At 59.8% G+C, this 19,454-nt stretch carries 20 protein-coding genes; 12 read left to right on the top strand and 8 right to left on the bottom strand.

Annotated features, from left to right (window positions below):
• Positions 1-179 precede the first annotated feature (179 nt).
• Together ACA057_RS27360 and ACA057_RS27355 are read left to right on the top strand one after the other, a co-directional pair.
• The gene (locus ACA057_RS27360; RefSeq protein ID WP_497343858.1) at positions 180-956 is read left to right on the top strand and encodes an IclR family transcriptional regulator; all 777 of its coding nucleotides are present in this window, start codon (positions 180-182) and stop codon (positions 954-956) included.
• 211 nt (positions 957-1,167) lie between these two features.
• Entirely contained in the window at positions 1,168-2,046 is an 879-nt protein-coding gene (locus ACA057_RS27355; RefSeq protein WP_497343856.1) for a DMT family transporter, read from the top strand.
• Between the two features lie 46 nt (positions 2,047-2,092).
• Here ACA057_RS27355 and ACA057_RS27350 read toward each other — a convergent pair whose 3' ends face one another.
• On the bottom strand, positions 2,093-3,409 hold the full coding sequence (locus tag ACA057_RS27350) for an MFS transporter (protein ID WP_497350033.1): 1,317 nt from the start codon (positions 3,407-3,409) through the stop codon (positions 2,093-2,095).
• Positions 3,410-3,743: 334 nt separating this feature from the next.
• Between ACA057_RS27350 and quiC the strand changes: the two genes are divergently transcribed.
• Positions 3,744-5,645 (top strand): 3-dehydroshikimate dehydratase QuiC, encoded by a 1,902-nt coding sequence (gene quiC, locus ACA057_RS27345; protein WP_497343854.1) that lies wholly within the window; start codon positions 3,744-3,746, stop codon positions 5,643-5,645.
• 102 nt (positions 5,646-5,747) lie between these two features.
• Positions 5,748-6,425, top strand: a complete 678-nt coding sequence (locus tag ACA057_RS27340) for a TetR/AcrR family transcriptional regulator (RefSeq protein ID WP_497343852.1) — start codon at positions 5,748-5,750, stop codon at positions 6,423-6,425.
• 75 nt (positions 6,426-6,500) lie between these two features.
• On the opposite strand, the gene ACA057_RS27335 is transcribed toward ACA057_RS27340, so the two are convergent.
• The 3 genes from ACA057_RS27335 to ACA057_RS27325 all read right to left on the bottom strand — a co-directional run bounded on the left by ACA057_RS27335 (position 6,501) and on the right by ACA057_RS27325 (position 8,852).
• A complete protein-coding gene (locus ACA057_RS27335) occupies positions 6,501-7,355 on the bottom strand; it encodes a shikimate dehydrogenase (RefSeq protein ID WP_497343850.1) in 855 nt (284 codons plus the stop codon).
• 5 nt (positions 7,356-7,360) lie between these two features.
• Positions 7,361-7,801, bottom strand: coding sequence for a type II 3-dehydroquinate dehydratase (gene aroQ / locus ACA057_RS27330; RefSeq protein ID WP_401357677.1), 441 nt, complete (start codon positions 7,799-7,801; stop codon positions 7,361-7,363).
• Between the two features lie 139 nt (positions 7,802-7,940).
• A complete protein-coding gene (locus ACA057_RS27325) occupies positions 7,941-8,852 on the bottom strand; it encodes a LysR family transcriptional regulator (RefSeq protein WP_497343848.1) in 912 nt (303 codons plus the stop codon).
• Between the two features lie 133 nt (positions 8,853-8,985).
• On the opposite strand from ACA057_RS27325, the gene ACA057_RS27320 reads away from it, so the two are divergent.
• The 3 genes from ACA057_RS27320 (at position 8,986) to ACA057_RS27310 (ending at position 10,276) form a co-directional block, all read left to right on the top strand.
• Positions 8,986-9,192, top strand: coding sequence for a tautomerase family protein (locus ACA057_RS27320; protein ID WP_059402046.1), 207 nt, complete (start codon positions 8,986-8,988; stop codon positions 9,190-9,192).
• A 212-nt stretch (positions 9,193-9,404) separates the two neighbouring features.
• Positions 9,405-9,833 carry a DUF4160 domain-containing protein gene (locus ACA057_RS27315; RefSeq protein ID WP_497343846.1) on the top strand — a complete coding sequence of 143 codons (429 nt, stop codon included), beginning with the start codon at positions 9,405-9,407 and terminating at the stop codon, positions 9,831-9,833.
• A complete protein-coding gene (locus tag ACA057_RS27310; protein WP_497343844.1) occupies positions 9,830-10,276 on the top strand; it encodes a DUF2442 domain-containing protein in 447 nt (148 codons plus the stop codon). The genes ACA057_RS27315 and ACA057_RS27310 overlap by 4 nt, the downstream gene beginning before the upstream one ends.
• 54 nt (positions 10,277-10,330) lie before the next feature.
• Here the strand turns inward: ACA057_RS27310 and trmA are convergent, their stop codons facing one another.
• Both trmA and ACA057_RS27300 read right to left on the bottom strand, forming a co-directional pair.
• Complete coding sequence (gene trmA, locus ACA057_RS27305) at positions 10,331-11,410, bottom strand: tRNA (uridine(54)-C5)-methyltransferase TrmA (RefSeq protein ID WP_497343842.1); 1,080 nt, start codon at positions 11,408-11,410, stop codon at positions 10,331-10,333.
• Positions 11,407-12,702, bottom strand: coding sequence for an NCS2 family permease (locus ACA057_RS27300; RefSeq protein ID WP_497343840.1), 1,296 nt, complete (start codon positions 12,700-12,702; stop codon positions 11,407-11,409). The genes trmA and ACA057_RS27300 overlap by 4 nt, the downstream gene beginning before the upstream one ends.
• 214 nt (positions 12,703-12,916) lie before the next feature.
• Here ACA057_RS27300 and ACA057_RS27295 point away from each other — a divergent pair, with 214 nt between their 5' ends.
• Positions 12,917-13,372 (top strand): DUF4879 domain-containing protein, encoded by a 456-nt coding sequence (locus tag ACA057_RS27295; protein ID WP_497343838.1) that lies wholly within the window; start codon positions 12,917-12,919, stop codon positions 13,370-13,372.
• Between the two features lie 66 nt (positions 13,373-13,438).
• Positions 13,439-13,990 (top strand): DJ-1 family glyoxalase III, encoded by a 552-nt coding sequence (locus ACA057_RS27290; protein ID WP_497343836.1) that lies wholly within the window; start codon positions 13,439-13,441, stop codon positions 13,988-13,990.
• A gap of 6 nt (positions 13,991-13,996) precedes the next feature.
• Here the strand turns inward: ACA057_RS27290 and ACA057_RS27285 are convergent, their stop codons facing one another.
• Positions 13,997-14,245, bottom strand: coding sequence for a HigA family addiction module antitoxin (locus ACA057_RS27285; RefSeq protein WP_497343834.1), 249 nt, complete (start codon positions 14,243-14,245; stop codon positions 13,997-13,999).
• Positions 14,246-14,416: 171 nt separating this feature from the next.
• On the opposite strand from ACA057_RS27285, the gene ACA057_RS27280 reads away from it, so the two are divergent.
• The 3 genes from ACA057_RS27280 to ACA057_RS27270 are packed head-to-tail and all read left to right on the top strand — an operon-like array spanning position 14,417 to position 18,134.
• Positions 14,417-14,950 carry a (2Fe-2S)-binding protein gene (locus tag ACA057_RS27280; RefSeq protein WP_497343832.1) on the top strand — a complete coding sequence of 178 codons (534 nt, stop codon included), beginning with the start codon at positions 14,417-14,419 and terminating at the stop codon, positions 14,948-14,950.
• A complete protein-coding gene (locus tag ACA057_RS27275; protein WP_497343830.1) occupies positions 14,947-15,933 on the top strand; it encodes an FAD binding domain-containing protein in 987 nt (328 codons plus the stop codon). The genes ACA057_RS27280 and ACA057_RS27275 overlap by 4 nt, the downstream gene beginning before the upstream one ends.
• Complete coding sequence (locus ACA057_RS27270) at positions 15,933-18,134, top strand: xanthine dehydrogenase family protein molybdopterin-binding subunit (protein ID WP_497343828.1); 2,202 nt, start codon at positions 15,933-15,935, stop codon at positions 18,132-18,134. The genes ACA057_RS27275 and ACA057_RS27270 overlap by 1 nt, the downstream gene beginning before the upstream one ends.
• On the opposite strand, the gene ACA057_RS27265 is transcribed toward ACA057_RS27270, so the two are convergent.
• Positions 18,131-19,369, bottom strand: coding sequence for an MFS transporter (locus ACA057_RS27265; RefSeq protein ID WP_497343826.1), 1,239 nt, complete (start codon positions 19,367-19,369; stop codon positions 18,131-18,133). The genes ACA057_RS27270 and ACA057_RS27265 overlap by 4 nt on opposite strands.
• Positions 19,370-19,454 lie beyond the last annotated feature (85 nt).

Genomic DNA, 19,454 nt, shown 5'->3' with positions numbered 1-19,454 from the left:
ACCCATCTAATTCCTTCAGGCGATGGGTTTTTATCGAGCAGGCGACCGCCTGCGTCGCGGGATTACTGGTCGAACGCGTCCCACACCGGCGGACAGTGCCGCGATGGGACGTTGGGTTCCAGATTTCGCATTCATCCGGTTGTCTTCTAGAATCGAACAAATTTTGTGTGGAAACCCTCATGGCCGGCAGTCAGATCGAACGTGTTTTCAGCGTGCTGGAAAGCCTCACCCGTGACCCACGCGGCCTGCCGATGCAGACGCTGGCGGAGCAACTGGACATCCCCAAAAGCGCGACCCATCGTCTGCTCGCCGAACTGATTCGCCTGGGTTATGTGCGGCAGAATCCGGAGAATTTGCGTTATCACCTGTCGACCAAGCTGGTGGCGATGGGCTTTCGTTACTTGTCGAGCAGCGGTGCCGATATCGTTCAGCCGGTACTCGATCGTCTGGCGCAGGAAACCGGTGAGCTGGTGCGTCTTGGGGTGATCGAAGGCGAGCGACAGGTCTGGATCGCCAAGTCCCAGGGCGCCCGTTCCGGTCTGCGTTACGACCCGGACATGGGCCGTGATGCACCGTTGTTCTACACCGCGTCGGGGCATGCGTGGCTGGCGTGCATGAGCGATGCCGAAGCCTTGTCACTGGTGGAGCGCCAAGGCAGCGATCGGCCGAAGGACCTGGGGCCGAATGCACCGCGCTCCAATATTGAACTGCTGGAACGCCTGCGTCTGGCCAGGGAACAGGGCTATGCCTGGGTCGAGGAAAGTTCGGCAGTGGGAACGTCGGCGATTGCGGCGGTGGTGCGGCATCCGGGGGATGGCCGGGTGATTGGCGTGCTGAGCATCGCCGGGCCCAGTGCGCGGATGCCGGGGGCACGGCTGCATGAGTTGGCGCCGTTGTTGTTGAAGTTTACCGAGGAGTTGGCGGCGGCGAGCCTGGCTTCGGAATTATTCAGTTAGTCCTGGCGCCGCTCCCGCATTTGATCGTAGATAATCAAAGATGTGCGATGTTCGAACACTTTCGATCCTCGTGCGTGCAAGAATCTGGAATCTGGTTCTAAATTGTTTGAGTTCGACCCTGGCGAACGAATTTTCTCCCGAGCCAGTCTGACGGTACTGTAGGAGCACGGCGTGCCCGCGATGCTTTTGACTCTATGAACAAGGATACCTAATGACCGTCAGCACTCCGCTTTCCGGCGTCAACCAGCCCTTCAAAGGGATCCTGCTGATTGTTCTCGCGACCTTCCTGTTTTCCAGTCATGACGCCTTGTCGAAGTACCTTTCGGGGTTCTACCCGATTGTCATGGTGGTGTGGGCGCGTTATCTGGTTCACACCCTGCTGATGGCGGGAATTTTTCTGCCGCAATCCGGGCTGCGTGTCCTACGGTCCAAGCGTCCGTTGCTGCAATTGCTGCGGGCGTTGTGTCTGCTGGGCACCAGTTTGTTTTTCACCACCGGCTTGCAGTACATCCCGTTGGCCGAAGCCACGGCGGTCAACTTTCTCGCACCGGTCCTGGTGACCGCGCTGTCAGTGCCGTTGCTCGGGGAGCGGGTGACGCGCGGTCAGTGGATCGCGGTGATTTGTGGATTCATCGGTGTGGTGATCATCGTCCATCCTGGCGGTGAGTTATTCACCCCGGCCGTCTTGCTGCCGCTCTGCTCGGCGCTGTTCTTCTGCTTCTATCAGCTGCTGACCCGCATGCTCAGCAAAATCGACAGCCCGACCACCAGCAACTTCTTCGCCGGCTTGTGCAACACCTTGGTGATGAGTGCGCTGGTGCCGTTCTTCTGGCAGGTCCCGAGTCTGGGGCACGGGGCAATGATGCTGGCGCTGGGCGCGTGCGGGATGACGGCGCATCTGTTTCTGACCCAGGCGTTTCGGCATGCGGCACCGGCATTGCTGGCACCGTTTGGCTACTGCCAGATTGTGTTTGCCGGTCTGCTGGGCTGGTTGGTGTTTGCGCACACGCCAACCCTCACCGCGGTGATCGGGATTGCCGTGATCTGCTGTAGCGGACTGGCAGCGGCCTGGCAACAAAGTCGCCGCTGAGAAGAGCGATGCAGGCCTGGAATCAGGCCTGCCGGTTGAAGGGATATTACTCGGTGAGGGTCGGAATCTTGCGCGGCGCCATGAAGTACATCCAGATCAGCGCGATGAAATACATCGCCGGAATCATGGTGAACAGCACGGTGTAGTTATTGTTGGTGATGGTCAGAATGTGCCCGACCAACTGGGTCATGAACATCCCGCCGATGGCCGCGCACATGCCGCCGAAGCCGAATACCGTGCTCATCATGTGTTTAGGTGTGTAGTCCATCACCAGGCTCCAGATGTTGGCGGTCCAGGCCTGGTGGGCACCAATGGCCAGGGAGATGGCGAACACCGCGACCCACAGATTGCTCGAACCTGCGGCCATGATTACGCCGATGATGCAGCAGGCGAACAGGAACATCGACATCAGGCGTGCCTTGATCGGGTTGATCCCGCGACCGATCAGGAACGAGGAGAGGATCCCGCCACCGACGCTGCCGAAGTCCGCCGTGAGGTAGATGATGATCAGCGGAATGCCCATCTGGGTCACGTTGATGCCCAGGTTGTATTGCTGATTGAGAAACGGTGGCAGCCAGTACAGGTAAAACCAGAACACCGGAGCCGTCATCGAATAGGCGAGGGCGAACGCCCAGGTGCCGCGCATGCGCAGGATTTTCGAGAACGGCACGCGGGTTTGTTCCGGTTCGACTTCCTTCTGGATGTAGTCCAGTTCCGATTGTTTAACGCTCGGATGCTCTTCCGGGTTGTAGTACTTCAAACCCCAGAACACCAGCCAGATCCCGCCCAGCGCCGACATGCACAGGAACGCCGCCTGCCAGCCCCAGACGTGGAGGATCAGCGGCAACAGCATCGGTGTGAGCATCGCACCGACGTTGGTCCCGGCATTGAAAATACCGGTGGCCACGGCGCGCTCGCCGGCCGGGAACCACAACCGGGTGGTTTTCACGCAGGCCGGGTAGTTGGCGGCTTCGGTCAGGCCGAGGATGAAGCGGCACACCATAAAGCCGACCGCTGAAGTGGCCAGGCCATGGGCGCCGGTCGCCAGGCTCCAGAGCAGCACGGCACAGAAGAACACGCGCTTCACGCCGACGCGGTCGATCAAGCGGCCTTGCAGCACGAAACCGATGGCGTAGCCGACCTGGAACCAGAAGTTGATGTTGGCGTAGTCCATCGCCGTCCAGCTCATTTCCTTGGCCAGGATCGGCTGCATCACGCCCAGTGCTGCGCGGTCGATGTAGTTCAGGGTGGTGGCGAAAAACACCAGCGCCAGCATGCCCCAACGGGTTTTGCCGACCGCCATGGCGCCACGGATTTTATCGCCGATACCGCCTGTGGCAGGAGTCATGGAGCGACGCTCCATGGGAGAGCTTCGAGAAGGAGTCATGTAGGCCACCCGATTATTTTTATGTGGTGTGCTGCGTCGTGGAAAACCAAACCCGGTGGTTTATGACCGGACTCAATGTGCAGTCGATGTTGCGCAGTGGACGAAAAATCGTCAATTCACTAACGGCCATTGTGTTCGATAATCGCACGCAAAACTAACCGGGTAGTACACTTTGAATTGCTGTGTTGAATCCCGCAGCCAATAATTCACTTCAAGAGAAAATCGAACCCTGTAGCAGCAGGCTTCACCAGCTGCTACGTACAGCATGCTATGCCCTAACAAGATGGTCTCCACCACCGGGAGTCGACCTATGCAGCGTTCCATTGCCACCGTTTCCTTGAGCGGTACCCTGCCGGAAAAACTCGAAGCGATTGCCGCCGCCGGTTTCGACGGCGTGGAGATTTTCGAAAACGACCTTCTCTACTACGACGGCAGCCCTCGGGAAATTAAACAGATGTGCGCCGATCTCGGCATCGCTATCACGCTGTTTCAACCCTTTCGGGATTTCGAAGGCTGTCGCCGTGATCGCTTGTCACGCAATCTTGAGCGGGCCGAACACAAGTTCGACCTGATGCAGGAACTCGGCACCGACCTGGTGTTGGTGTGCAGCAACGCTTCGGCTGACTCCATCGGCGACGAGCAAATTCTCGTCGACGACTTGCGCCTGCTCGCTGAACACGCCGGCGCACGCGGCCTGCGGATCGGTTACGAAGCACTGGCCTGGGGCCGTCACGTCAATACGTATCAACAGGTGTGGAACATCGTCCGCCAGGCCGATCACCCGAATCTCGGCGTGTTGCTCGACAGCTTCCACACCCTGTCGCTCAAGGGCGATCCAGGCGCGATCGCCGACATTCCCGGCGACAAGATCTTCTTCGTGCAAATGGCCGATGCGCCGATTCTCGCGATGGACGTGCTGGAGTGGAGTCGGCATTTCCGCTGCTTCCCGGGCCAGGGCGAATTCGATCTGGCGGGTTTCCTCGCGCCGATCATCAAGAGTGGCTACACCGGGCCGTTGTCGCTGGAGATCTTCAACGACGGTTTTCGCGCCGCGCCGCCACGGGCCAACGCCGCCGATGGTTTACGTTCATTGCTCTATCTGGAAGAGAAAACCCGCCAGCGCCTGGAGCAGGAAGCCAGGCCGGCGGCCAATCTCGACATTTTGTTCGAGACGCCGCAGGCCAGTGAATACAACGGCATCGAGTTTCTTGAATTCGCCGTGGATGAAAGCCTTGGCGCCAAGCTGTCCCATTGGCTGGAGCGGCTGGGGTTCGTCAAGGCCGGCCAGCACCGCTCCAAGAGCGTCAGCCTGCTGCGTCAAGGCGATATCAACCTGATCCTCAACTCTGAGCCTTACTCGTTCGCGCACAGTTTTTTCGAGGCACACGGTCCATCGCTGTGCGCCACCGCCGTGCGGGTCAAGGACAGCACCAGTGCGCTGGCCCGGGCCGTGGCTTACAAAGGCCAGCCGTATCGCGGGCTGGTCGGCCCCAATGAACTGGAACTCGCCGCCGTGCGCGCGCCGGACGGCAGCCTGATTTACCTGGTGGACCAGGACGCAGACGTCTACGGCACCGACTTCAATCTGCAGCCAGTCGCCGAGGCCAGTGGCGGCCTCAAGCGCATCGACCACATGGCCATGGCGCTGCCGGCCGACAGCCTCGACAGTTGGGTGCTGTTCTATAAAAGCCTGCTGGATTTCGAGGCTGACGATGAAGTGGTGTTGCCCGATCCGTACGGCCTGGTGAAAAGCCGGGCGTTGCGCAGCCGTTGCAGTTCGATTCGCTTGCCGCTGAACATATCCGAGAACCGCAACACCGCCATCTCACATGCGTTGTCGAGTTATCGCGGCTCCGGCGTGCATCACATCGCGTTTGATTGCGACGATATCTTCGCCGAAGTCAGTCGGGCGAAAGAGGCGGGCGTGCCGCTGCTGGATATTCCGCTCAACTACTATGATGACCTCGCCGCGCGGTTCGATTTTGACGACGAGTTCCTCAGTGAACTGGCCTACTACAACGTGCTCTACGATCGCGATGCCCAGGGCGGCGAGCTGTTTCACGTTTACACCGAGCCGTTCGAAGGGCGGTTCTTCTTTGAAATCATCCAGCGCAAGACCGGCTATGCCGGTTACGGCGCGGCGAATGTGGCGGTGCGCCTGGCGGCCATGGCCAAATCCCGAAGTGGAGCCATCCGTCAGGCAAAGTTGTAGGGAATTCGTAACCGCGAGGCTAAACCGCTGCCGCACGGCTTCCTTCAGTGTGCGGCGCGGCCCATAATCGCCAGCTTGTGCAGTGATGGCCGTGAGCCCGCAATGACAATAAATTCGAAACTCTCCGTTACGCCCGACGAGCCCATTGCCGAACCGCGCAAGAGTCGCAAGAACAACCCGGAAAAGACCCGCGAGAACATCCTTCAAGAGGCCATTGTCGAGTTCGTCCAGCAGGGGCTTTCCGGCGCCCGCGTCGATGCAATCGCCGAGCGCATCCACACCTCCAAGCGCATGATCTATTACTACTTCGGCAGTAAGGAACAGCTCTACATCGAGGTGCTGGAGAAACTCTACGGCGATATCCGCAGCACCGAAAACCGTCTGCACCTGGCTGAACTGGCGCCGGTCGAGGCCATTCGGCGGTTGGTGGAGTTCACCTTCGATCACCATGATCGCAACGTCGATTTCGTGCGCATCGTCTGCATCGAGAACATTCACAACGCCGAGTATGTGAAGCGCTCCGATGCGATCAAGGCGATGAACAACACCATTCTCGATTCACTGGGCGTGATTTTGCGCCGGGGCGCCGAAGACGGTGTGTTCCGTGCCGGTCTCGATCCGTTGGATGTGCACTTGCTGATCAGTTCGTTCTGCTTCTATCGCGTGTCGAACCGCCACACGTTCGGTGAGATTTTTCAGATCGACCTGCCGGATGAAGGCATCAAGCAGCGCCATCGGGAAATGATTTGCGAGTCGGTGTTGCGGTACTTGCAGGCCTGACGCCTTCGCGGGCAAGCCTCGCTCCTACAGGTTCTGCTTTGTTCCTGTAGGAGCGAGGCTTGCCCGCGAAGCTTTTCAGCCATTCATGCTTTGAAAATGCGCCAGCATTCGTTGGGCGTCCGGCACCACGCCGCTGAACAACTCAAACGCTTTCACCGCCTGAAACACCGCCATGTTGCCGCCATCCAGCGTCCGACAGCCCAAGGCGCGGGCGTGGCGCAGCAGTTCGGTTTCCAGTGGGAAGTAAACAATTTCCGCCACCCACAATTCAGCCCGAAGCAGTTCCACCGGCACCGGCATGCCGGGCAGTTTTTTCATGCCCATCGGCGTGGTGTTCACCAAGCCATCTGCCTGGGCCAGGGTGCTTTGCAGGTCATGGCCGGCAACAGCCCGTCCGGGGCCAAAGTGCTGATTCAGGTTATTTGCCAGCGATTGAGCGCGGCCGTCATCCACGTCGAAAATGCTCAGCAGCTGTACGCCTTCGCTCAGTAACGCGTGGGCCACCGCCGCACCGGCACCACCGGCGCCCATTTGGACGACGCGCTCCAGGGCAACGCCCTTCAAGCCGCGCCGAAAACCCTCGGCAAAACCCAGGCAATCGGTGTTGTGGCCGATGCGTTTACCGTCCTTCAACACCACCGTGTTCACCGCGCCGATTCCGCGGGCTTCCGGCGACAATTCGTCGAGCAGCGGGATGATCGCCTGCTTGCACGGAAAGGTGATGTTCAGGCCGGTGAAGTTCATGCGTTCGGCGGCTGTCAACAGGTCGGGCAGGGCGCTGCTGTCGAGTTGCAACGGGTCGAGATCGATCAAGCGATAAAGGTAACGCAAGCCTTGGGCATCGCCTTCGTGCTCGTGCAGCGCCGGGGTGCGGGAAGCCTGGATGCCGGCGCCGATCAGTCCGGCCAGTACTGCATTGTTCTGAGTCACGGCATTCACCCCTTCAAGCGCAAGCTGAAATGCTCCAGCGCCAGGCGGTAGCCATGGCTGCCGAACCCGGCCATCACCGCAGTGGCAATGGCCGAGACGAAGGAGTGATGACGGAAGGGCTCGCGGGCGTGGACGTTGGACAAATGGACTTCAATCACCGGCAGTTCGCTGGCGACCAGGGCATCGCGTATCGCCACCGACGTGTGGGTCCAGGCGGCCGGGTTGATGACGATACCGGCGCAGCGGCCACGGGCGGCGTGAATCCAGTCGAGCAGTTCGCCTTCATGGTTGGTCTGGCGAAATTCAACTGCCAGGCCGAACTCTTCGGCGGCACGTCCGCACAAGGCTGAGATATCTGCCAGGGTTTCGTGACCGTAAGTCGCCGGTTCACGGGTGCCCAGCAGGTTCAGATTCGGGCCGTTGAGCACCAGAACGATTGGGGACATCGGAGTCTCTCCACTTATTATTTTTGGCATTGGCTGAGGGTTTCAGCCTGTGGAGATAAATTGTACTAGCTGGTTAATTTGGTCAATTGAAGAGGCGACGTCTTCGGTTTTTGTGTGCGGTGATCGGACGATTTCGACGTCAGCGCGGCAGATGCTCCACCAGGAAGTCGACAAATGCCCTCACCCGCAATGGCATATGACGACTCTGCGGATAGAGTAGGGTGAACGGCCGCGAGCGTCCGCCATAGGGCTTGAGCACTTCCACCAGCGAGCCATTGGCCAATTCTTTTTCGACGATGAAGCGGTAGGTCTGGAACAAACCCGCTCCGTGCTTGGCCAGGGTCACTCCGCCCAGTACGTCGTCGGAACAACTGAGATTGCCCTCGGCCAGAATCTCCCGTTCAATGCCATTGTCGTTGAAGAGCCAGGCAATCCGCCGACCGCTGCTGGGCAGTTCATACTGGATGCACTCGTGCTGTTTGAGATCGTCCAGCGTTTGCGGAACGCCCGCGTGCTTCAGGTAGTCGGGACTGGCAATCATCACCAGCGCTGCGTCTTCAAGGTGTCGGGCGATCAGGCCGGAATCCGGAATCGCCCGCACGCGAATAGCCATATCATAGCCTTCGCCCACGAAATCGATGTTCCGATTACTGATGTGCGACTCGACCTTCACTGACGGAAAGCGCGCCCGAAATTCAGGCAGCAGCGGCAGGATCCGGTGGTGTGCGTACGTCGTGGGAATACTGATGCGCAAGGTGCCGGAAGGTTGCTGCTGCTGGCCCATGACCTCGCGTTGGGCCTCGACCAGCTGCGCCAGCGCCTGACGACATTCCTCGTAGTACCGGCGACCACTGTCGGTCAGCTTCACGCTCCGAGTGGTGCGCGCGAACAACCGCACACCCAGGCGTTCCTCCATGCGAGACACCGACCGGCTCACCGCTGCCGGCGTCACGCCAGCCCCCAGTGCGGCAGCGGTAAAACTGCCAGCCTCGGCGGCGAGACAAAAAAGCTCGATGCTGCCCAACTGAAGATCGTCGAATTGTCGCTGCATGATTAATTACACCGGGGATCAAATAAAGTGTGCGGATCAGTATTTATCAGATGCCTGCACACCGATACAGTGAGTTCGCGATGAGCAGTGAAAAGCGCTATGCCTTTCTTAATCAGCCAGCAGGAGCGACACCATGCCTTTCGTTAGCGTACGCATTACCCGTGACGGCGTGACCCGGGAGCAGAAGGCTCAGGTCATTGCCGAGATCACCGACACCTTGAAGCGCGTCCTCGGCAAGCCGCCGGAGTTGACCCACATCGTGATTGAGGAAGTCGATACGGATAACTGGGGATATGCGGGCATCACCACAACCGAGTATCGAAAAAACCAGCCAGGTTGATTTCCTGACAAGCCAAGACTGCCGTCCTCGTGACGGCTTTTTTGTGGGCACGATGAAAGGATTGCTTACCAATTTTCGGTGTTATCCACCGACTTGAGACGAGGCTTGGCACTAGGCTCAGAGGCGTAGTAAGGATTCAGTGTCGCACCGGTGATCGGATTTTCCAGGGAATGTCGAGTCTTTGGACTCATTAACCTAACGGATGGGTTAGCATGAGATTGTTCAGCTACAAAGGCTTTTCAATGGTGATCATGTTGCGCGATGAACACTGCCCGCCGCATGCCCATGTGGATGCCGGAACGTGGAGTGCGCGCTTCAAGTTCAGCTTCTGGCACAACAGTGTCGAGCTGTGGGACGTGGTTCCTCATTCAAACCGGCCGCCGGTGGCCGTGCTCGAAGGATTGCGTCATGCACTACGACAACCGGCTCACTTGCGGCGTGCCCGTGCCATCTGGTGGGACAAGTTGAACACCGTCTGCCTCGATCATCAGATATGGGACTGGCAGATCAGCGAAGTCGTGGTGGTAAAAAGGATTGCGAGTACGACCTGGATGATTGGCTCGGCTTGCTATGAACCTGAGACAAACAAGACCCTGCTGGCGCTGATTGGCGTTCCAGAGGGCGTGGAGATCCAGTTATGAAAACGGTACAGGCAGGAATGCTGGCTGATCGGCCCGTCACCGATGCGGTGCTGGATGAAGCCATCCAGCGTGGGCAAGTGCGCCACAAAGGCGGTTTGCAGGCGACTTCGGTGACCTTTGTGGAGCCGTGCCTGGCGGTCGGTTTCATTGATGGCAGTGGCGTACTGTTGCCCGTGCAGCACTATCCGGAATTCGATGAGTTCGGCGTCGAGGATTTCGCAGACCTGAAAGTCGGTTTTTCCGGGACTGCCCTTTGCCACGAGGGCAAGGATCTGCACGTTTCCATCGCCGGGATGATTTCGGCCAGCAAGCCGCTGATGGACATGGCCGCCTCGGTCATCGCCTCGCGTAATGGTCGCCAAAGCAGCGCCGCCAAAGCCGAGGCAGCGCGAGCGAATGGCCGCAAGGGCGGGCGTCCACGCAAGGCCGATGTCACCGATTGAGCGCGCACAAAAAAGCCGTCGTACTGACGGCTGTTTTGTAGCGGGCAGCTGCAATCAACGACGGGTCAACAACACGCCGGATTCCATGTGATGCGTCCACGGGAACTGGTCGAACATCGCGCATTGGGTAATGCGATGGGTGTCGTGCAGTTGAGCGATGTTGGCCGCCAGGGTTTCGGGGTTGCAGGAAATGTACAGGATGTTGTCGAAGCGTCGGGTCAGCTCGCAGGTGTCCGGGTCCATGCCGGCGCGCGGCGGATCGACGAAGACGCTACCGAACTCGTAGCTCTTGAGGTCGATGCCATGCAGGCGACGGAACGGGCGCACTTCATTCAGGGCTTCGGTCAGCTCCTCGGCGGACAAGCGCAACAGGGTGACGTTATCCACAGCATTTTCGCTGAGGTTGCTCAACGCGGCATTGACTGACGCCTTGCTGATTTCGGTGGCCAGCGCCTTGCGCACGCGGGTTGCCAGCGGCAGCGTGAAGTTACCGTTGCCGCAATACAGCTCCAGCAAATCGTCGGAACGATCACCCAGTGAGTCGTAAGCCCAGTTGAGCATCTTCTGGTTCACGGTGCCGTTGGGCTGGGTGAACGCGCCTTCTGGTTGGCGGTAGCTGAATGTGCGACCGCCGACATCCATCCGCTCGACCACGTAATCCTGGCCGATGACTTCGCGCTTGCCCTTGGAGCGACCGATGATGCTGACGTTCAGGTCGGCGGCCAGTGTCGATGCCGCCGCGTGCCAGTGCTCATCCAGTGGGCGGTGATAGCACAAGGTGATCATCGCATCGCCGGCCAGGGTGGTCAGGAACTCCACCTGAAACAGTTTGTGGCTCAGGGCCGCGCTCGCTTGCCACGCCGCTTTCAGTCGCGGCATCAACTCATTGATGCGCAGGCTTGCGATTGGAAATTCTTCGATCAGGATCGGCGTGCGCTTGTCGTCCTGGGAAAACATCGCGTAATGGCGCTCGCCGCCTTCGCGCCACAGGCGGAATTCGGCGCGCAGGCGGAAGTTCTGCAGCGGCGAGTCGAATACGGCCGGCTCAGGTGCATCGAACGGGGCCAGCAGATCACGCAGGCGCGTGACCTTTTCTTCAAGCTGAACGGCGTAAGCCTGGGAATCGAAAGTCATGCGTTGAACCAACCCAACTTGATCACGAACAGAATCGACAGAATCACCAGCGCCGGGTTCAGCTCACGGCCGCGACCGGACAGCAGCTTGATCGCGGTCCAGGAGATGAAACCGAAGGCGATGCCGTTGGCGATGGAATAAGTGAACGGCATGGCCAGCGCAGTGACCACGACCGGTGCGGCAACGGTAATGTCGTCCCAGTCTATTTCGGCCAGCCCGGATGTCATCAATACCGCGACGAACAGCAGTGCCGGTGCGGTGGCGAATGCCGGAATGCTGGCCGCCAGCGGCGAGAAGAACAGTGCGAGCAGGAACAGAATCGCCACCACGATGGCGGTCAAGCCGGTGCGGCCACCGGCACTGACGCCGGCTGCGGATTCGATGTAGCTGGTGGTGGTCGAGGTGCCCAGCAGCGAACCGGCCATGGCCGCGGTGCTGTCGGCGATCAGGGCACGCCCCATTTTCGGCATGTGGCCGTCCTTGCCCATCAGGCCGGCGCGCTTGGCGACGCCGATCAGGGTGCCGGAGTTGTCGAACAGGTCGACGAACAGGAAGGCGAAAATCACGCTGACCAGACCGATGTCCAGTGCGCCCTTGATGTCCAGTTGCAGGAAGGTTGGCGCCAGCGATGGCGGCAACGACATCACACCGCCGAACGGGGTGAAGCCCATCAGGATCGAAACGATGGTCACCGCCAGGATGCCGATCAGCACCGCACCGCGCACGGCGAGGGCTTCGAGGGCGACGATCAGGGCAAAACCGAGCGTGGCGAGGATCGGTGCCGGTTGTTTCAGGTCACCAAGGCCGACCATGGTCGCTGGGTTGCTGACAACGATACCGGCGTTGTGCAAGGCGATCAGCGCGAGGAACAGGCCGATACCGGCGGCAATCGCCGATCGCAGTGGCAACGGAATGCTGTTGATGATCCATTCACGGATGCGGAAGATCGACAGCAGGAAGAACAACACCGCCGAAATGAACACCGCGCCCAGTGCCACTTGCCACGTGTGGCCCATGTGCAGGACAACGGTGTAAGTGAAGAAGGCGTTCAAGCCCATACCCGGCGCGAGAGCGATCGGGTAGTTGGCGATCAGGCCCATCACCGTGGAGCCGATGGCCGCGGCCAGACAAGTCGCGACGAACACCGCACCTTTGTCCATGCCGGTCTCGCCGAGGATGCTCGGGTTGACGAACAGAATGTAGGCCATGGCCAAAAAGGTCGTGATGCCCGCTAGAATCTCGGTCCGCACGTTGGTGTTATGTGCCTTGAGTTGAAACAGCCTTTCCAGCATGTCTGCTCCCCGTGGCGCGCCCGGCGCCGTGAATGTATCGACCTCAACAGCAAAGCACAGACCATTGCAGGCGCCTGGTAATTTTCTGTGGGTCGGAAAAAGCCGCGCATCATACCAGCAGCGTGGGGCTGTGGCTGCTTATGGCTGCGATCGTCGTCGATGTTTTGCGCTAAAGCCAAGTGAGCCATACTGCGCGCTGGCTTTGGGGGTACGTATGCATTGCATTAAAAAGCGTCTGACGGGTGTGTTCGCAATGACGATGGCCTTGTTCCTGGGAGCGCAAACCGCCTCGGCGGCCTCGGCACCACCGTTGACTCAGGTGAAAGTGCTCAAGGTCGAATCACCGGGCTGCGGCTTTGAAGATATTGCCGAGGGGCAAGCGCAGACGCGCTGCAATCACAGCGGCCCGAATATAAAGGTCTACGTGCTGGAGGTTGGCTATGGACGCCAGCCGCAGGTCGCGCTGGATGGTTTTGAAGTGGACGGCACCCGGACCAAAGTCTGCGCGTTCGCTAATGGCAACCTGACTGACTGCTCCGAACGGACGAAAGTCGTCGGCTATCTGTACATCTTTAATCTGGCGGGCAAACAGGAAGGCACCTTCACCTTCAGCAACACCTCGATCAACGCGCCGGGCAATACGATGTCGACGCAGCTTTACATCAAGTAACGGCAGGCTCGAACGAGGGTCAGGAAAGCTGACTACGCTTTAAAGATCATTCTGTGGACTGAGCCCATGACTTTTAGAGCCCTGATTACCCTTGCCGAGGGCATCGATGACTTGCAAACAGCGACCCTGATCGATGTGTTGCGCCGCGCCAAGGTTGAAGTGGTGGCGGCCAGCATCGAGGGGCGGCGCATGATCACCTGTGCCCGCGGCACCCGACTGACCGCCGATGCGATGCTGGTGGATTTACTGGCGCAGCCGTTTGACCTGATCGTCCTGCCGGGTGGTGCCGTCGGCGCACAACATCTGGCCTCCCATCAACCCTTGCAACAATTGATCAAGGATCAGGCGGCGGCCGGGCGCCTGTTCGCCGGCATCGCCGAGGCTCCGGCGCTGGCGCTGCAAGCCTTTGGCGTACTGCGACAGCGGCGCATGACCTGCCTGCCATCGGCCAGCCATCAACTGTCGGGGTGCAACTTCGTCGACCAACCAGTGGTGGTCGACGGCAACTGCATCACCGCCCAAGGCTCGGGGGCGGCTCTGCCATTTGCGTTGGCGCTGGTGGAGCACCTTTGCGGCAAAGCCACGCGAACGGCGGTGGCGGGGGAGTTGGTGGTTTAGAAAATGTCAGGCGTGGGCGGCGATAGGTTCGATGAACGGTTGCTCACGGTGCTCCGCTTGCCAGAGGTCGTAGTCGGTCTGAACGCCTAACCACATCCGGGCCTTGCCAATTCCAGCACGCTCCAGATGTACCGCCAGGTCCGGACTGATCGGTGCGTGGCCGTGCAGCACTCTCGATAGATGCGGGCGTGCAAACCCAAGGTGCCGAGCCAGTTTTGTGACGCTAATGCCCAGATCGGGCAATACATTACGCATTCATGCTCTATCTATGCATTGCACCAGGCCGGCAAATTTGTGCTTGGTGCAATATTCGGCGTTTTCCAGGCCGATCAATGCCCTTGAACGCTCACGCCACCCCGAAGTCGTACTCCTTATGACGGCGGTTTGCCGAAACGCCGCGAACATACGACCAATCGTGAGGTGTTTATGAGCGCTACCACTCCCGACGTTGCGCAGCCGCCATTCGTCCGCCATCCGCTTGGCCTGAATATCAATGGTCAGGAATGTCAGCTAGAGGTGTGGCCCTGGACCACGCTGCTGGACCTGCTGCGAGAGCAACTGGACCTGATCGGCACGAAAAAAGGGTGCGATCACGGTCAGTGTGGCGCTTGCACAGTGTTGCTCAATGGCAAACGAGTGAATGCCTGCCTGACACTGGCGGTGATGTGCGACGGTGCCGAATTGACCACGATCGAAGGCATGGCCAGCGGTGATGAACTGCACCCGATGCAGCAGGCCTTTATCAAGCACGATGCCTTTCAATGCGGTTACTGCACACCGGGTCAGATCTGCTCGGCGGTGGGGCTGGTCAATGAAGGCCGGGCGCAAACCACCGAGCAGATTCAGGAGTTGATGAGCGGCAATCTTTGCCGATGCGGTGCCTACAGCAATATTCGCGATGCTATTGAAGAGGCCCTTCCTGCTTGCCGCCAACGTCTCGGCCAAGGGGGTGGCCAATGAACCCTTTCCATTACAGCAAACCCGATTCTGTGCAAGATGCGGTTCATCTCGCCACCCCGGCGTCGCGGTTTATTGCCGGCGGTACGAACCTGCTGGATTTGATGAAGGAAAATGTCACCCGTCCCGAGCACTTGATCGACATCACGGGTCTGCCTCTACGCGAAGTTACCGAAACCGCCAGGGGGGGGGTGATGATCGGCGCTCTGGTCAGCAACGCGGACCTGGCCTGGCACCCGCTGATCGAACAGCGCTACCCACTGTTGTCTCAGGCAATCCTGGAGGGCGCTTCGCCGCAACTGCGCAATATGGCCAGCACTGGCGGCAACCTGTTGCAACGCACTCGCTGCTACTACTTTTACGACGCCAGCGTGCCGTGCAACAAACGCGAGCCCGGAAGCGGTTGTCCGGCGCGGGACGGCCTGAACCGCATCCACGCCATCTTCGGCACCAGTGCGCAGTGCGTCGCCACTCATCCATCCGACATGTGTGTTGCCTTGGCGGCTCTGGAGGCGGTAGTCCACGTGCAAGGCCGTGGCGGCGCGCGGGCCATTGAGTTTGCCGATTTCCATCGTTTACCTGGCGATACCCCCGAGCGTGACAACCAATTGGCCGACGATGAACTGATCACCGCCATCGAACTGCCCGCCAGCGGTTTTGCCGAGCACAGTCATTATCTGAAAATTCGTGATCGAGCTTCTTATGCTTTTGCATTGGTCTCAGTGGCTGCGGCGCTCGACGTAAACGGGCCGATCATTCGCGAGGCGCGGCTGGCCCTTGGTGGAGTGGCCCACAAACCTTGGCGCGACAAGGCAATGGAGCGCTGGCTGGTCGGCAAGGCAGTCAGCCGCGAAACCTTCAACGCGGCCGCGGATGCGTTGCTGCAAAACGCCGAACCTCTCGAACACAACGCTTTTAAAGTCAAACTGGCGCGCCGCGCCATCGTCCGCGCGCTGAGCGATGCTGCGCTGGGAGGCCAAGCCTGATGAATACTTTCACCAAGCCTTTGGGCCAACCGCTGGATCGGGTCGACGGTCAGCTCAAGGTGACCGGCCAGGCCCGTTATGCCGGAGAGTTTCCCGAGGAAGGGCTGCTTCACGGCAGCGTGGTTTCCAGCAGTATCGCTTGCGGTCGGGTCATCAGCATTGATGCGTCGAAAGCCTTGGTCCTGCCGGGTGTGGTCGCTGTGATCGATCATACGAGCCGGCCGAAGATCGCCAGTTACGACAGCGATTATGATGACGCCGATTCGGCCGAAGGCTCGCCGTTTCGCCCGTTGTACAACGACCGTGTCCTATACAGCGGTCAGCCGTTGGCACTGGTCGTTGCGGACAATCTTGAAGTGGCGCGCTATGCAGGTTCGTTGATAAAGATTGAATACGAGACAGAGGCTCATCAGACCGATCTCTTATTGATGCAAGGTGAAGCCCACCCGGCCCCCGCCGAATTGCCCAAACCGCGTGGGAATTTTCAGGCTGAGTTTGCCGGCGCGGCCATGAGCCTGGATCTGAACTACAGCACGCCGATCGAGCACCATAACCCGATGGAACCTCACGCCAGCACAGTGCTGTATCAGGCTGATGGCGGCTTGCACATCCATGATAAAACCCAGGGCACGCAGAATTGTCAGTCTTATGTGCAGAAGGTATTCGGTCTGGAGAAAGAGCAGGTCAGAATTTTCGCCGCTTATGTGGGCGGTGCATTCGGCTCAGGTCTTCGCCCGCAGTATCAGCTACCACTGGCGGTGATGGCGGCTCTGGCACTCAAGCGTTCGGTGCGGGTGAGCCTTACGCGCCAGCAGATGTTCACGTTCGGCTATCGGCCTCGCACCTTGCAGCGTCTGCAATTGGGCGCCGCAGCCAATGGTCGTCTGTTGGCGGTCGCTCATACCGCTATCGGCCAGACCTCGCGTTTCGAGGACTTCACCGAACATGTGGTGGAGTGGAGCGGCATGCTCTACCACTGCGACAACATTCGACTCACCTACAAATTGCTGCCGCTGGACGTTTACACGCCATTGGACATGCGTGCCCCCGGCGCGGCGATGGGGTTGATCGGCCTCGAATGTGCGATGGACGAACTGGCCTGCGCGCTGGCGATCGACCCGGTGCAGTTGCGCTTGATCAACTATACCGAACGCAATCAGAACGAAGACAAACCGTATTCCAGCAAGGAGCTGCGCGAGTGTTACGCCCAAGGCGCGAAACGCTTCGGCTGGGAAAAACGCAATGCTGAACCCCGCAGCATGCGCCGGGGTCGGCAATTAGTCGGTTGGGGCATGGCCGGTGGCGTCTGGGAGGCGATGCAACAGAAGGCCAGCGCCAGAGCCAGCCTCGATCACAACGGCAAACTGACGGTCAGCAGCGCGACGACAGACATCGGAACTGGAACCTACACGGTAATGACCCAAATTGCCGCTCAAGCGTCGGGGGTTTCGCTGAAGAACGTCACTTTTATCCTGGGGGATTCTTCATTACCGACCGCGCCGTTGCAAGGCGGGTCGTTCACCGTTTCGTCGGTCGGCACCGCCGTCCAACAGGCCTGCGAGGCTTTAAAGGAAAAACTGCTCGCGGTCGCGCGGCAGACCCATCCGCCATTCAGTGGAGTGACTTCGGAGCAAGCCGATTTTGATGAAGGGCATCTGTCTTTCGGAGATGCACGGGTGTCCTTGGCTGAACTGGTCCGAGCCAGCGGCGAAAAAACGCTCGATGTTCAGGTGGACGCCGAGCCTGACAAGAAACGCGAAGCCTATGCCACCGCGACTCATTCGGCAGTGTTCGTCGAGGTATTGGTGGACGAGGATCTGGGTTCGGTGAAGGTCAGCCGAGTGGTCAGCGCCATCGCGGCGGGCCGAGTGGTCAATCCGAAAATGGCTCGTAGTCAGATCCTCGGCGGTGTGGTTTGGGGCATTGGCATGGCGCTGCACGAAGAAACCCAGATCGACCATTCGCTGGGCCGCTACATGAATCACAGCCTGGCCGAATACCACTTTCCGGTAAACGCTGACATCGGCGACATTGACGTGCTGTTTGTCGAAGAACACGACGCAATCGTCAATGCGCTGGGTTCCAAGGGCGTGGGCGAAATCGGCATCGTCGGGGTCGCGGCGGCGGTGGCCAATGCCATTTATCACGCCACCGGGAAACGGGTGCGGGACTTCCCCATCACCCTGGACAAACTGCTTTAGACCCTGGCTTCCTCCACCGGCACATGCATGCGGTCGCGGCTGGCCAGGGTCGGGAACAGTTTGATCCACGCCCCGGTCACCACCAGCGTGCCGATGCCACCCATGACTACCGCCGGCACGGTGCCGAACCAGTGAGCGGTCAGGCCGGATTCGAATTCGCCCAACTGGTTCGAAGCGCCGATGAACAACCCGTTCACGGCGCTGACCCGGCCGCGCATTTCGTCCGGGGTTTCCAGTTGCACGAAGGACGCGCGGATCACCATGCTGATCATGTCCGCCGCGCCCAGTACCACCAGCACCGCGAGGGAAAACCAGAACGAGGTCGACAGCCCGAAGGCGATGGTCGCGACACCGAAGATGCCCACGGCGGTGAACATCACCCGTCCCACTTTGCGCTCCACGGCAAACCGCGCGAGGTACAGCGACATCAGCAGTGCGCCGACCGCCGGTGCCGAACGCAGCAGGCCCAATCCCCAGGGGCCGGTCAGCAAAATGTCCTTGGCAAACACGGGCAGCAACGCCGTGGCGCCGCCGAGCAATACGGCAAACAGGTCCAGCGAGATCGCCCCGAGAATGTCCGGACGACTGCGAATGAAACGGATCCCCGCCAGCAATGAATCCAGGGTCGCCTTGCCCTTGTTCAGCGGCGTTTGCCGGGCGGGGAGGTTGAGCATCAGGGAACAGGCGATGACGTACAGGATCACCGTCGGGCCATAGACCCAGACGCTGCCGAACGCATAGAGCAAACCGCCGAGCGCCGGCGCGACAATCGTCGCCGATTGCTGAGCCGATTGTGCGGCGGCGACGGCGCGGGGAAACAGCGCGCTGGGCACGATGCTCGGCAGCAACGCTTGGGTGGTCGGCATCTCGAAGGAGCGGGCGGCACCGAGCAGGAACGCGAGGATGAAGATCATTTCGCGGGTGACATGGTCGGTGGCGCTGCCAATGGCCAACGCCAGGGCGATCAACGCTTGCAGGGACTGGCAGATGGCCGCGACTTTGCGCCGGTCATAACGGTCCGCGACGTGCCCGGTGTGCAGCATGAACAGCACGCGCGGGGCGAACTCGACCAGACCGACCAGGCCCAGATCCAGCACGTTGCCGGTCAGCTGATACAGGTTCCAGCCGATGGCCACGGTGAGCATCTGAAAACCGCTGGCGGTGAACACCCGAGCCAGCCAGAACGCGATGAAAGGACGGTGATGACGTAACAGCAAGGGCGCTAGGCTGGGCATCTGGAAGCAGGTCTTGAGCGAGGGGAAGGTCGAGGTTATCACCAAGCTGTAACCAGAAGTTACGGTGAAGGAAAATTTAGTTAGC

Source organism: Pseudomonas sp. LBUM1661 (assembly GCF_059695925.1).
This window is presented reverse-complemented; position numbering and strand designations above follow the sequence as displayed.